The 13,389-nt window shown below is 54.8% G+C and carries 12 protein-coding genes; 1 reads left to right on the top strand and 11 read right to left on the bottom strand.

Going from position 1 to position 13,389, the window contains the following annotated elements:
* Positions 1-64: 64 nt before the first annotated feature.
* On the bottom strand, positions 65-1,117 hold the full coding sequence (locus tag ACMVME_RS00700) for a YcjF family protein (RefSeq protein WP_020882470.1): 1,053 nt from the start codon (positions 1,115-1,117) through the stop codon (positions 65-67).
* Positions 1,114-2,511, bottom strand: coding sequence for a YcjX family protein (locus ACMVME_RS00695; RefSeq protein ID WP_068794677.1), 1,398 nt, complete (start codon positions 2,509-2,511; stop codon positions 1,114-1,116). The genes ACMVME_RS00700 and ACMVME_RS00695 overlap by 4 nt, the downstream gene beginning before the upstream one ends.
* 155 nt (positions 2,512-2,666) lie before the next feature.
* Here ACMVME_RS00695 and ACMVME_RS00690 point away from each other — a divergent pair, with 155 nt between their 5' ends.
* The gene (locus ACMVME_RS00690; RefSeq protein ID WP_059306831.1) at positions 2,667-3,677 is read left to right on the top strand and encodes a LacI family DNA-binding transcriptional regulator; all 1,011 of its coding nucleotides are present in this window, start codon (positions 2,667-2,669) and stop codon (positions 3,675-3,677) included.
* Between the two features lie 34 nt (positions 3,678-3,711).
* Here the strand turns inward: ACMVME_RS00690 and ACMVME_RS00685 are convergent, their stop codons facing one another.
* The 9 genes from ACMVME_RS00685 to ACMVME_RS00645 form a co-directional block, all read right to left on the bottom strand.
* Positions 3,712-4,626: an OmpG family monomeric porin gene (locus ACMVME_RS00685; RefSeq protein WP_020882467.1), complete on the bottom strand. Its 915-nt coding sequence runs from the start codon at positions 4,624-4,626 to the stop codon at positions 3,712-3,714.
* Between the two features lie 66 nt (positions 4,627-4,692).
* Positions 4,693-5,775 carry an ABC transporter ATP-binding protein gene (locus ACMVME_RS00680; RefSeq protein ID WP_068794678.1) on the bottom strand — a complete coding sequence of 361 codons (1,083 nt, stop codon included), beginning with the start codon at positions 5,773-5,775 and terminating at the stop codon, positions 4,693-4,695.
* Between the two features lie 2 nt (positions 5,776-5,777).
* A complete protein-coding gene (pgmB, locus tag ACMVME_RS00675) occupies positions 5,778-6,455 on the bottom strand; it encodes a beta-phosphoglucomutase (protein WP_063924895.1) in 678 nt (225 codons plus the stop codon).
* Positions 6,445-8,724, bottom strand: a complete 2,280-nt coding sequence (locus ACMVME_RS00670; protein WP_068794679.1) for a glycoside hydrolase family 65 protein — start codon at positions 8,722-8,724, stop codon at positions 6,445-6,447. Before ACMVME_RS00670 ends, pgmB begins: the two co-directional genes overlap by 11 nt.
* Positions 8,718-9,776, bottom strand: a complete 1,059-nt coding sequence (locus tag ACMVME_RS00665) for a Gfo/Idh/MocA family protein (protein ID WP_106504373.1) — start codon at positions 9,774-9,776, stop codon at positions 8,718-8,720. The genes ACMVME_RS00670 and ACMVME_RS00665 overlap by 7 nt, the downstream gene beginning before the upstream one ends.
* 11 nt (positions 9,777-9,787) lie before the next feature.
* Complete coding sequence (locus tag ACMVME_RS00660; protein WP_032680900.1) at positions 9,788-10,576, bottom strand: sugar phosphate isomerase/epimerase family protein; 789 nt, start codon at positions 10,574-10,576, stop codon at positions 9,788-9,790.
* Positions 10,577-10,592: 16 nt separating this feature from the next.
* Positions 10,593-11,645, bottom strand: a complete 1,053-nt coding sequence (locus tag ACMVME_RS00655; RefSeq protein ID WP_047356413.1) for a zinc-dependent alcohol dehydrogenase — start codon at positions 11,643-11,645, stop codon at positions 10,593-10,595.
* Between the two features lie 28 nt (positions 11,646-11,673).
* Positions 11,674-12,516, bottom strand: a complete 843-nt coding sequence (locus tag ACMVME_RS00650; RefSeq protein WP_068794680.1) for a carbohydrate ABC transporter permease — start codon at positions 12,514-12,516, stop codon at positions 11,674-11,676.
* On the bottom strand, positions 12,503-13,384 hold the full coding sequence (locus tag ACMVME_RS00645; RefSeq protein WP_025204014.1) for a carbohydrate ABC transporter permease: 882 nt from the start codon (positions 13,382-13,384) through the stop codon (positions 12,503-12,505). The genes ACMVME_RS00650 and ACMVME_RS00645 overlap by 14 nt, the downstream gene beginning before the upstream one ends.
* Positions 13,385-13,389: the final 5 nt, after the last annotated feature.

The following is a 13,389-nucleotide window of genomic DNA, read 5'->3' as shown; positions in this document are numbered from 1 at the left end:
ACGGTGATCGGGAAGATGGCTGTCAACAAATATTGACAGCCAGCACGATTAATGACCAAACCGGCTACTGAACCGGTTTTTTATTGAGCGTCTCTTTGAGCTGACCGATTAACTCACGTCGGAAATCCCCCAATCGCGGCTTATCGCCATCAATCCACGGCAGTGGACGGCACACTTCCATCGCTTTGATACCCAGACGGGCGGTCAACAAACCGGCGCCAATACCCTGTGCGGCACGGGCAGAGAGACGCGCCGCCAGATCCTGCGACATCCAGTCCATCCCCACTTCCCGCACCAGCTCGCTTGCTCCGGCAAAGGCGATGTTGAGCAATACCAGACGGAACAAGCGAAGGCGGCTGTAGTACCCCAGCTCAATACCGTATAAAGCAGCAATCCGGTTAATCAGACGCAGGTTACGCCAGGCGATAAACGCCATATCCACCAGCGCCAGCGGGCTGACAGCAATCATCAGGGTTGATTCCGCAGCAGAGCGGCTGATTTCGCGCCGCGCCTGGGCATCCAGCACCGGCTGCACCATGTGGGAATACAGCGTCACCACTTCACGATCGTTCTGGGTTTCATGGATAGCGGCATACCAGCGCTGAAGCGCCGGGTGCGACTGGTCAATACCCGCCTGACTGGCCAGCTTTTCACAAAACGCGCGGCCTTTGCCGGTTCCGTGACTGTGGAGCAGATCCCGCGCTTCATCACGCTCATGGGCGCGCTGTCGCAGGCGCCACAGGCGACGCCACTCGGTCGCAACAGACCCGACACCCGCCCCCACAATCAGAGCACCGGCAGCGCAGCCGCCCAACGCGACCCAGTCCTGGGTTTGCCAGGCGTTGACCGCCCACTGGACGCCTTGCCCAACCACGCTGACGCCAAACAATGCCAGCCCGGCAGTCACCATCTTTCGCCATAGGCTGCGTTTTGGGCGTAGCGCGGCTTCCACGACCGCTTCAGCCGGCCCCTCTTCAACAAGCAGCTCTTCGGTCAGCGCCGGGGCAAAATTATCTGCCTGCGGGCCATTAAACGTCTGCGCAGTTTTAAACGCCTCCGGGTGCTCTTGCTCAAGCGTTCCGGTAAAATCAATGCGCGGTTTTAACGGTTCCGTCATCGCAATTTATCTCCAATCAAAAACTCCAGCGCCGCATCCAGACGGATATGCGGTAACGGCTGATCGACCGTCATGGCCTGCGGGCGGAAGGCTTCAAACTGGAAGCCCTGGTTCTGCCAGAAGGCCGGCCCCGGAAGGCGTGCGGGCACTTCGCCCGGATAGACAGTAAGCGGTTCGCCGTCGCTGAGACGGTTCCCGCGCAATGCCGGTATTTTCTCGCCATTAAGGTCAATCAACCCACTCTGTGTCGCCTGTACGGAAGCCAGTCCAAGGCAATCCATGCTGATCCCTTCGAACGCGGCATTCTGCCAGGCGTCCTGCACCAGTTGCTGCAGCAGCGACACCATATTGGCATGCTGATCGACCGTCACGTGATCGGCTTTTGTGGCCGCAAACAGCAGCTTGTCGATAACGGGTGAGAAGAGACGGCGAAACAGCGTGCGCTGCCCGTAGTGAAAACTTTGCATTAACTGTGTCAGCGCCAGGCGCATATCGTTGAAGGCCTGCGGCCCGCTGTTCAGCGGTTGCAGGCAATCCACCAGCACAATCTGGCGATCAAAACGTAAAAAGTGGTTTTTATAAAAATCTTTCACCACTTTTTCACAGTAGTAATTGTAACGCTCGCGCAGCATTCCGGCATTAGTGTGTTTGTCCGCCTGGGCCAGTTTTGACTCCCCGATGCCATCCACGTCCGGCCACGGGAAAAACTGCAGCGCAGGTGCGCCCGCCAAATCTCCCGGCAGAACAAAACGGCCCGGCTGGATGAAATGCAGCCCTTCCTGCTTACACTGATGCAGATACTCCGTCCAGGCCTCGGCAATCGCCGCCAGCCGGTTTTCATCGGCAGGCGCCAGCGGATCCAGGCCTTCGCACAGTTTTCGCCATTTCGTCGACCACTCGGCGCGGTTGCCCTGCAACAGCCCCGTCATCTGTCGTGACCAGTTGAGATAGTCCTGTGCCAGCATAGGTAAATCGAGCAACCACTCACCGGGGTAATCCACAATTTCCAGATACAGGGTGGAGGTATCCTTGAAGTGGCGCATCAGGGATTCATTAGAGCGAAAACGCAGCGCAAGGCGAATTTCACTCACCCCGCGCGTCGGCGTCGGCCAGGCGGGCGGTTCACCATAAAGCTGAGCCAGCCCTTCATCATAGGTAAAGCGGGGGATGCCAAAATCGCGCTGAGGCACACGTTTAACCCCCAGCAGGCGCTCTTCCCGCACGGCGCTCAGCAGCGGCAGCCGCGCCCCACTGTGCAGGTTAAGCAGCTGGTTCACCATCGCGGTGATAAACGCCGTCTTGCCGCTGCGGCTCAGCCCCGTCACCGCCAGACGCAGATGACGGTCAACGCCGCGGTTCACCAGTGAATTGAGTTCGTTCTTAAGTCGCTTCATCGCCGTCCTTCATTGCCCGGAAGCCTCAAATACATTGCTTCAGAATACAATAAATGGGGGCAGATCGTTGATTATCAATTCTTATTTATTGCTATTGCCGTTTTCTCTCCAGTAAGATGAACGACATTGCTGTTAGTCAGGAGTGAGTAAGGTGTATGTCACCCACCATCTATGATATCGCACGGGTTGCCGGCGTTTCGAAATCAACCGTCTCCCGCGTTCTGAATAAACAAACGAATATTTCTCCTGAAGCGCGTGAAAAAGTGTTGAAGGCGATTGACGAATTAAATTATCAACCCAATAAACTCGCCCGCGCCCTGACCTCTTCTGGCTTCGACGCCATTATGGTTATTTCGACACGCTCGACGAAAACCACCGCCGGCAACCCTTTTTTCTCTGATGTTCTGCATGCCATTACAGCCAAAGCTGAAGAGGAAGGTTTTGATGTTATTTTGCAAACCTCGAAAAGCAGTGAAGACGATCTGCTGAAATGCGAAAGTAAAATAAAACAAAAAATGATTAAAGGGATCATCATGCTGAGCTCACCGGCAAATGAATCCTTTTTCACAACGCTGGATGCTTATGGCGTACCGGTGGTCGTCATCGGGAAAGTCGAAGGTGATTTTCAGAATATTTACTCGGTCGACACGGATAATTTTCACGACAGCGCCACGCTAACAGAAACCTTTATTAAAAATGGCCGACGTAACATTGCCTGTCTGCATGCGCCGCTCAATTATCATGTTTCGATTGATCGTCTTGCCGGTTATAAAGCCAGCCTGGAAAAGCACGGCATCGCCATTAACCCGGCGTGGATCATCGACGGCGGATATACCCATGAAAGCGCGCTTGCCGCGGCCACAGAATTGCTCTCCTCGGCCACGCCACCTGATGCGGTATTTGCCACCGACAGCATGAAGTTACTCAGCCTTTATCGCGCGGCGGATACTCTGGATCTGAGGATCCCCGAGCAGGTGGTGATTGCAGGATACAGTGACCCGATGCTCTCCCTCATTTTAACGCCAGCACCCGGGGGCTTTGATATCCCAACCCGCAAGCTGGGTGAAGAGAGCTGCAATCTTCTTTTCAGGCGTATCGCCGGTCAGCCTGCGCCACAAAAAGTGCTTGTCGATACCCGCTTTACGTTAGCGCCCTCTCTTCGCTAAAACCAGGGGCTGAAAGCCCCTGGCATCCGGTCTGTCAGAACGCGTAATTAACGCCAACACCCGCGTAGTGGAAACGGTCGCTGTCGCCTTCGTCATGGTTTTCCCATTCGTAGGCGTATTCCAGCGTCATGGATAATCCATTGTTGAAGTCATACGCGTACAGTAAACCCAGTCGGTTGAAATCGTGTCCTTCACGATCGGGATCGTCCTGCCAGTCCCAGTTCGACCAGCGATCCAGCCCCAGACGGGTATATGGCGTGAGCGTCGTCTGGCCTAATGAAACAGGCAGATACGCGCGAATTTCCTGCGTTGAAAATTCGCCGTTATTACGTGAACTGTCCATATTGAAACCGCGCTCAAGATAATAGTTCACTTTAGCAGAGAAGGTTTCATTAATGGTCCAGGTAAAACCCGTTTCCGTTTCTACACGGCTGTCGGCATAACCGGTTTTTTCCAGGTCATTTGCAAACTGATACATGGCAAACCAGCCACCAAAACGCCAGTCGTCGGACAATTTAATATCCCAGTCCGGCTGAATTTTGTAGCGCTGCATATTTGCGCTACCGTCTTTGGCACCGTGTTCATCTTTAAAATGATAACCGTAATTACGGAAACCGCCGGTCAACCCGAGTGTAAAATCATCGGTGCCAATAAAGCGATAGCGTAATTCAAATTCCGGACGGTCAAAATAGGTCCCACGGGTCATGCTGCTGTAATCAACCGGTCCTTCCTGATACATTGCCAGCGAAAGGGTCCAGGCATCCCACGTGGCATTAAACCATACAGAGGGTTCATATAATCCATCTTTATCGTCGCCCTGACCTTCGACGTTTTCAATTTCATACATGGCACCGATATTAAATTCCCAGTGTTTTGCTGATTCCGTTGCGTGCGCGCAGCTAACCCCTGCGCACAGAACGAGCGCAGCACGTCTTAGTAGAGTACTCATTTAAATGTTCCCTTTATAATTAACTCAAAAAAAACCGGAAATTTGCATTTCCGGCGAACGCCTTTCTTATCTAATAGCCACTTCAGTATCAGCGTCGAAGAAATGACATTTATTCATATCGAACTGGATGCCGATACTATCCCCGGCCGCATAATCATTTACCGCTCCTGCACGAACGACCAGCTCATGCCCGCCCACGGTGGCATAGAGCATGAACTCAGCCCCGGTCAGTTCGGCCACGCTGACTTTTGCCGTAATATCATCCCCACGGCTTTGCAGCGTCAGAATATCTTCCGGCCGGATCCCAAAGACCACGGCTTTACGCTGATATCCGGCGGCATTCACCGCCGCCAGCGTGTCTTCAGGTATCTCCAGACGCAGCGTTTCCGTCACGAAATAGCGATCGTCTATCGCGCCCCGAATAAAATTCATTGCCGGTGATCCGATGAAGCCCGCCACAAACATATTCGCCGGTTCGTTGTAGACCTGCTTAGGTGCCCCCACCTGCTGAATAACGCCATCCTTGAGGATCACAATGCGGGTCGCCATCGTCATCGCTTCCGTCTGATCGTGGGTCACGTAAATCATTGTGGTGTTGAGCTTCTGGTGCAGCTTGCTGATTTCAGCGCGCATTTGCACACGCAGCTTGGCGTCGAGGTTAGAAAGCGGTTCATCCATCAGGAAGACGCCGGCTTCGCGCACAATCGCCCTTCCTAACGCCACGCGCTGACGTTGGCCACCCGACAATGCGCCAGGTTTACGCGTGAGGTAATCACGCAACCCCAGGATTTGTGCCGCCCAGTTCACGCGCTCTTCAATGACCGCAGGGGCAATTTTCTGCATCTTCAGGCCAAACGCCATGTTGTCGTAAACCGTCATATGCGGATAAAGCGCATAGTTCTGGAAAACCATCGCAATGTCGCGGGACTTGGCGGGCACATCGTTCATACAGACGCCGTCAATCACCAGCTCACCGGCGGAGATCTCCTCCAGCCCGGCAATCATACGAAGCGTCGTCGATTTACCGCACCCCGAGGGACCCACAAAGACGATAAACTCCTTGTCCTCAATTTCGAGGTTAAAATCCTTAACCACATGGACCTGGTTATCGTAGATTTTCTGAATATGTTTCAGAGACAGTTGAGCCATTTTTAATTCCTTATCATTACCGTTCGGGATGCCCAGAAATCCGTCAGGCATTTCCAGGTCAGTTCCTGCGTTGAATGAAGTTGTAATCCCGCATGGTTCAGGCCAGGCCCAATCCCGACCGAGAGCATTCCCGCCGCGTTGATTGCCTCAACGCCGGCTGCAGCATCTTCTATTCCGATAGCCTGCTCGGGGCGCACGTTCAGCCCGGTGCAGGCCGCAAGAAAGATCTCCGGGTCCGGTTTTGAGCGGGCAATGCGCGAGGCATCGGCGCAGAAATCAAAAGCCCTCTCAATGCCCAGCGCCTGCAAAATACCGGGGGCGTTAAGGGACACAGAGGCCAGCCCGATTTTGACGTTCGCCGCACGAATTTCCGCCAGCACCTCGCGGATGCCCGGAAGCAGAGAATCCTGCGTCAACGACGCCAGAGACCCGACGTAGCGCGCGTTCTTTTTATCCGCGAGCGCCTGCCGCTGCTGGTCGTTAAACTCCCCCTCTTTTCCGCCATGGCGCAGGATCCGTTGTAGCGATTCCATACGGCTTATCCCTTTCAGCTCGTCGTTGAACGCCACGTCGAGCGAGATGCCAATTTCCTGCGCCACGGCACGCCAGGCCAGAAAATGCAGATGCGCGGTATCGGTGATCACACCATCAAGATCAAAGACAACGGCCTCAGGCATCATGATTTGCTCCCGTGGTAGCGGTCCCATAAGTAGATGTAAAAAAATCCCTGAAAGAACAGACCTGCCGATCCGTTATGCACAGGGTTTTACCCCACAGCGTTAAGGTCACCGGTGCAGTGGTTTCAATCGTTAAAACATCATTTTCAAACGTGAAGTGCATGCGCGCGTTTCTCCATCGCAGCGGGAAAGCCAGTTTTCGCCAGTGGGCAGGCAGCTTCGGGGCAAGATGCAATTCCCCCTGGACGATCTGCATGCCGGCAAATCCCTGAATAACGCCGGACCAGATAGCCCCGGTGGCGGCAGCATGAATCCCGTCATCGCAGCTGTGCGGATCGTCGCCCAGATCGATGGCGATACCCTCGCGCCAGAAGGCGTAGGCCCTTTCCGTATCGCCACACCGGGCAGCAACAATTCCATGAATCGCTTTGCTCAGCGAAGAGTCGTGTATGGTACGCGGCTCGTAGTACGCCAGGTTGGCAACACACTGCTGCGGGGTAAACCGTTCCGGCAGCAGGTAGTTGAGCATCACCACGTCGGCCTGTTTAAGAATCTGCATCTCGTTCACTTCCGCGCGGGAGTAATCGAGCAGAATGGTCTGTTTACCCGCTTTCGCCTTATAGCGGCTCAGATCGATTGCCGGTTTCGCCATGAAGGTGTCATCCTGAGGAAGGACCCCTTCTGCGTTGGCTTGCGGTAACCACAAACGGGACATAAACCGGCTGGCATTCTCCATGAAGCCGGCATCTTCACGATTGAACATCGCCATAAACTGGCGCGCACAGGCGACATTGTGCCAGGCCAGATAGTTGGTGTAGGCATTGTTATTGACGTGCTCCGTGTACTCATCCGGCCCGATCACATCGTGGATTTCCAGGCGATCATTGACTTCCGTCGCCCGCCCCATCCAGAACGTTGCCGTCTCTATCAGTAGCGTCAGCCCTTCGTTACGCATAAAAGCGTCATCATGTGTCGCCTGCCAGTAGGCCACGACAGCCCAGGCAATGTCCGCCACAATGTGATGTTCTGCCAGCGCAGAGGCCACTTTCTGGCGCGTGCCCGTGCGGATGTTGATTGCTGCATATTCCGGCGTTTCCTCCTGACCGCTCGCGGCACTCTCCCAGGGGAAAAGTGCGCCAGGCCAGCCGTTGCGACGCGCTTTTTCACGAGCCCCGGCCAGGTTGAGCCAGCGATAACGCAGCAGACTGCGGGCGACATGCGGACGCGTAAAGAGATGGAAAGGCAGCAAGAAAATTTCGGTATCCCAGAAGACGTGGCCTTTATACCCTTCGCCGGTCAATCCTTTCGCGGCGATACTGCAGCGCTCATTGTCGGCAGGCGTCATGGCGGTCAAATGCCAGACGGTATAATCCAGCGCGAGCTGATCCTGCGGTTCCGCAGACGTTACCGCCACCCGCGCATCTCGCCAGACGTCTTCCCAGGCGCAGGCAGAGCTCTCCAGCAACGATGCGTAGCCTCGTGCTGCGCACACCTTGAGTTCGGCCAGTGCGTTACGCGCAAACGACGCCTGCGAAAGGGCTTTGTCACTGCGGTGGGCGACCCAGACGATCTTTTCAAGCGTGACAGTGTCACCCTGCGAAACGTTCAGGTCGTAATGCGCACTGATGCGACGATTTTTAGCGGTAAAGCAGCTTTCGCTACCCGCTGAAAGCCGGCAGAACGCGGATATAACGACGTCAGAGACTCGGTCCTGCGTTTCATACACGCCCTGCATACAGTTCTGGTCGAATACCCGGACTGAAATCTCATCCAGATGCTGCCTGCCGCTGTTGGTTTGCGTCGCATCGATTCCGGTTTTCAACACCACCTGCGAGGGCCCATCAAGGGGAGTGATGGCGAGTTGCATTGCCACTAACGGCAGCTGAGCGAGAGAAACGAAACGACGGCTCTCCAGGCGGTAGCGTTTCCCGTCGGGCGAGCGCCAGAGCACGCTGCGACGCAGTTCACCATTGGCAAACGCCAGCTCGCGCTGCCACTCAAGAAGCGCCCCGGAAAGCAGGGTAAAATTCACACCATCCAGTTCAACCTCAATACCGGTAATATCCGGCAGGTTGATTAACTCCGTGGTCTCATTGCGACCTGCGCGATGATAAAGCCCGGCGAGATACATGCCCCTGGTTTGCTGGGTGTAATCCTCTTCGTGTGCCGCGCGAATGCCCATGTAGCCATTGCCGCAAGCCATGATGGAGGCGTATTTATTCAGACTGTGGGGAGAGAAGCCCGGTTCGGTTAAAACAGACACATTCAGCATAACGTCACGCTTTCCCCTGTATCCGCCGATTCATAAAGCGCGGCAACAAGTTGCTGGATAACCAGCCCCTGTTCCGCATCTGCGATCATAACCGGCTCTCCCAGCACATGGCGTACAAACGCCTCCATGCTGCGCAGGTGACGCTGGTCGTCTGCCTCATCACGCTGCATGAGGGTCTGTAAAACGCCCGCCTCATCGTGGTAAATGTGAGCCGGGAAGAGCGTGGCCCCCGCCTTTTCGCCACAGAATGAAACATTCATGATCGACTGCTCGCGGATATTCAGCGCAAACGAGGTATCCAGGCGCAGAACGCCGCCATTGCAGAATTCAATTGTGCCAAACAAAGCATCTTCAACGGTAAACCGGGCGGGATCCCACTCGCCAAACTGTCCACTGTTTTTACGGTTCCCCAGCTTCTGGAAGCTGTGGGCGGTCACCCTTTTTACCGCCGGGAAACCCAGCACATACATCGCGGCATCCAGCATATGAATACCGATATCGATAAGCGGTCCGCCGCCCTGTAGCGATTTGTTCGTAAAGACGCCCCAGCCCGGCACGCCGCAACGACGCAGCGCCTGCGCCGACGTAAAGTAGATCTCACCTAATGCCCCGTTTGTGACAGCGTCACGTAGCAGCTGCGTGTCGAGCGCAAACCGATGGTGAAAATCATACGCCAGTACTTTTCCCGCTTTACGGGCCGCCATGCGCATCTGGTCAGCCTGTTGCGGCGTCATGGCAGGCGGTTTTTCGCACATCACATGACATCCGGCCTCCAGTGCCGCCATGACATGTTCAAAATGGAACCGGTTTGGTGAGCAGACGCTGACCACATCAGGTTTTACCGCCTGCAGCATTTCAGATGCATTCTGCCAGACCGAAGGAATTGCATGACGTTCCGCAAACGCCTGTGCCTGTTCAAGGCCGCTGTCCATGACAGCGACCATTTGAACATCACTGCGTGTGGCGTAATACGAGGCATGCACTTTGTCCGCGACCTGCCCGGCGCCAATAATGGCGACGCGCAGAAGCGAAGGTGTTGAAGCACTCATCACGCTCGTCATCCTTAGCATTCACGCAGATACGTGAGTGAATCCTGGTAAGCCTGGGCCGGATCGTCGGCGCGGACACGGCACTCATACACCACGTAGCCCTGATAGTTGTCCGCACGAAGCTGCCCGAACAACGTGGCAAAATCCAGCGTCCCGCTGCCAGGCTGATAGCGATGGTTATCGGCGATATGCACATGACCCAGCAGATCCCGGTTGCGATGCAGCGCCTCTGTTAGCGAATCTTCTTCGATATTCATGTGGTAAAAGTCGCCGATGATCTGCACATGTCTGAGCGCGTTTTCTTCGATATAGCGACGCGCATCCGCGAGCGTGTTGATCATGTGATCCTGGTAGCGGTTGAGCGGCTCAAGGTAAACGGTGGTCCCGGTACGCGCCGCCACCTCATCCAGATAACGCAGCGAAGCACTCACCGCTTCGCGGTCACCCGCCAGGCTGCGTGGAGAGGTCATCGGCGGCAAGCGGAAGGTAAACATTCCCCAGGCGGCGGGCACAATAATCCCCTTTCCACCCACTTCAGCCAGTGCTTCCAGGATGCGTTCGATCTGTTTTAATCCGTTCAGACGACGTTCTTCAATGAAGTCACCAATCCAGCCGTCATACCCCCCGCAGGCGGTGGTCACCGGCAGGCCCGTGGCGGTGATTGCGGCTTTCACTTCATCGAGATTATCCACCAGCAGTTTGCCGTCAATTTCAAAGCCATCAAAACCCATCGCTTTGATGTACTGGAATTTCTCCAGAATAGAAGTCGGGAAAAAGGCCTGGTTTTGCGTTGCGATTTTCATTGATGCTCTCCTTAGCTTAAAAAGTGACGCCCATCTTGATGCTCAGTTCCGGATGCTGATCGACATACTTCATGTAGCTCTCAGCGCTGGTGGTAAAGGTGACAACCGGGTCAATCAGATCTTCGCAGTTCAGATAACCGTTCATCAGCAGTTCCCAGCAGGTCTCTTCAATACGCTTGCGGCTCCAGCGCGGGTAATCCGGGTTGGGTTCGCTGCAGGCGCGCGAGAAAACGATTTTCGCGTTATTGAAGTGGGCTTCACGCCCCAGATTGAACCCTTCTGCGAACGGTTTCGCGAAAGCCACGTAGGCGATCGTTCCACCGTAGGCGAGCCCGCGCAGCGCAGACTGCAATGCATCGGCAAAACCGCTGGTTTCGATAATCACGTCAGCGCCCTGCTTTCCGGTCAGTTTTTTAATCTCCAGACCGACATCGGTACCAAACGGATTGAGGCAGTAATCGGCCCCGTGACGGCGGGCAATTTCGCAGCGATGTTCGATAGGATCGACACCGATGACGATGGATGCACCGGCTTTTTTCGCCAGCTGAATCGCAATCTGCCCAATGGCACCCAGTCCGACTACAACGACAAAATCCCCCACCCGCACGTTAGCATCACGCACGCCGCTCATGGCGAACTGCGCAGGGTCGTAACAGACGGCATTTTTCCAGGAAGACCCTTGCGGCATTTTGCGCAGCTTGTAGTTATTAACGGCATTCACGATGACCGTCTCCTGCAGCGGCCCATAACAGCAGACACGGTCGCCCGTCTGGTACTCCGTCACGTCATCGCCGCATTCGATAATGTCGCCAACGATCATGTTGCCCAGCTGGAACTTACCAAACTCAATGCCCCGCGCCGCGCCCTCTTCACGCGGGGTAAACATCTGCCACTCCGCGTTAAACTCCTCATCAATGAAGGGACTTGCCGCCCGGAAATCTACCACTTCGGTGCCGTGTTTTGGCGCACCGAAGCGCGCACGAATTTTCACTTCATGGACGGCAACAGGACGATCTTCATATTCCACCAGCGCCGCTACACGAGGCGCTGTCGCAACTAACTTTTTCATGACTGACTCCTAGTTAAAACTGGCCGCCTCAGCCTTTAACGCCACCGGCGGTCAAACCACTTTTGATAAAACGTTCAGACAGTGCGTACATGATGACCACCGGAAGCGCTGTCACCAGCGATGCCGCCATCATCCGACCCCAGATATAATCTGGCGTGCTAAAGAGGGTGTTCAGCCCAACCGGCAAGGTGAAATTGCTGGCGCTGGACAGGAAAATGGATGCAAACAGGTAGTCGTTCCATGCCACCATGAAGCAGTAGACGAACACCGACACGAGGCCGGAAATCGCCAGCGGAACGGTAATGCGGAAGATAATTTGCAGGCGGTTAAGCCCGTCCATCATCGCGGCTTCTTCTATTTCATCCGGAATGGTGTCGAAATAGCTGCGCAGCATAAAGACGGCTGTCGGCAGCGTCTGGGTCACCATGGTGATAATCAGCGCCAGTTCCGTGTCATAGATCCCCAGCGCGGTGATGATTTTGAACAGCGGCACCACCAGCAAAATCCCCGAGAACATATAGACGGTGTAAAAACTCGCATTGATCGTCGTGCGTCCTTTAAAACGCAGTTTGGATAACGCGTAAGCCCCCAGCGTGCCGAGAAAAACGGCAATTATCGACGAGGTCAGCGAGACCACCATGCTGTTTCTGAAGTAATCCACAAACGGGAAAATCAGCGGATTAAAGATGTCGATGTAATGCTGCAGCGTCCACGCCTGCGGCAGGATGGTCGGATGGAGCGATATCGCCTCTTTCGCGCTCTTAAGCGAGGTCATTAACATCACAAAGAACGGGAACAGCGTGATGATCAGAAACACCGCCAGCCCCAGATAAAAACCGAGACGGCTCAGTACGCGTTTATTTGTTGCCATTGAGGTTTACCCTTTTTCTGGTCAGCAGAATGACGGCGAAGATGATCACGAACAGCACCACGGAGATGGCAGCGGCTTTCCCGAGGTCATTGAAGGCAAATGCGGTCTTGTAGAGATAGACGCCCAAAATATCGACCTTGGTGGTCAGGAGATAAACATCAGCGAACATATAGAACATCCAGATGGTTCGCAGTGTAATCACCGTGGCCAGCACCGGCATAATGGCGGGCAGCGTGACGATACGAAAACGCTGCCAGGCATTTGCCCCATCCATTTCCGCGGCTTCGTACAGCGATTTATCAATGGTCTGCAATATCGCGAGGAACGAGATAAACGCGTAGGGGAAGTAACGCCAGATGGCGAACAGCACCACCAGCACAAAACTGCTGCCCGGGTTGTCGAACCACAGCGGCGCCTGGTCATACAGGTGCAACAGATCGACACCCAGATAGTTCACAATGCCGTAGCCGTTGTTGAACATGTATTTCCATGCAAACACCAGCGAGATGGATGGTGTGACGTAGGACAAAATCACCAGTGAACGCGCCGTTTTCCGCAGGCGAAATTCCCGGTTAAAAAAGAGGGCAACGGCCAGCCCCAGCGCCGTGCTGCCCATCACCACCAGGGCGGTGTACCAGAACGTCATCCACAGGGAGTGCCAGAATGCGCCATCGCTGAGGATACGAACATAGTTATCCAGCCCGACAAACACGGCGCTAATGCGCGGGTTAAGCGGCAAACGTAAAAAGCTGATTTCAATATTGGAAATCATCGGCCAGGCCACCAGGCCCCCCAGCAAAATCAGGCTGGGGGCCAACAGCAGCATGGCGAAAGGCATATCTGAACGACCAGAAAACAACGTCTTCATAATTT

The sequence above is a fragment of the Enterobacter cloacae complex sp. 2024EL-00711 genome, assembly GCF_047529885.1.
Classification (GTDB): domain Bacteria; phylum Pseudomonadota; class Gammaproteobacteria; order Enterobacterales; family Enterobacteriaceae; genus Enterobacter; species Enterobacter ludwigii.
This window is presented reverse-complemented; position numbering and strand designations above follow the sequence as displayed.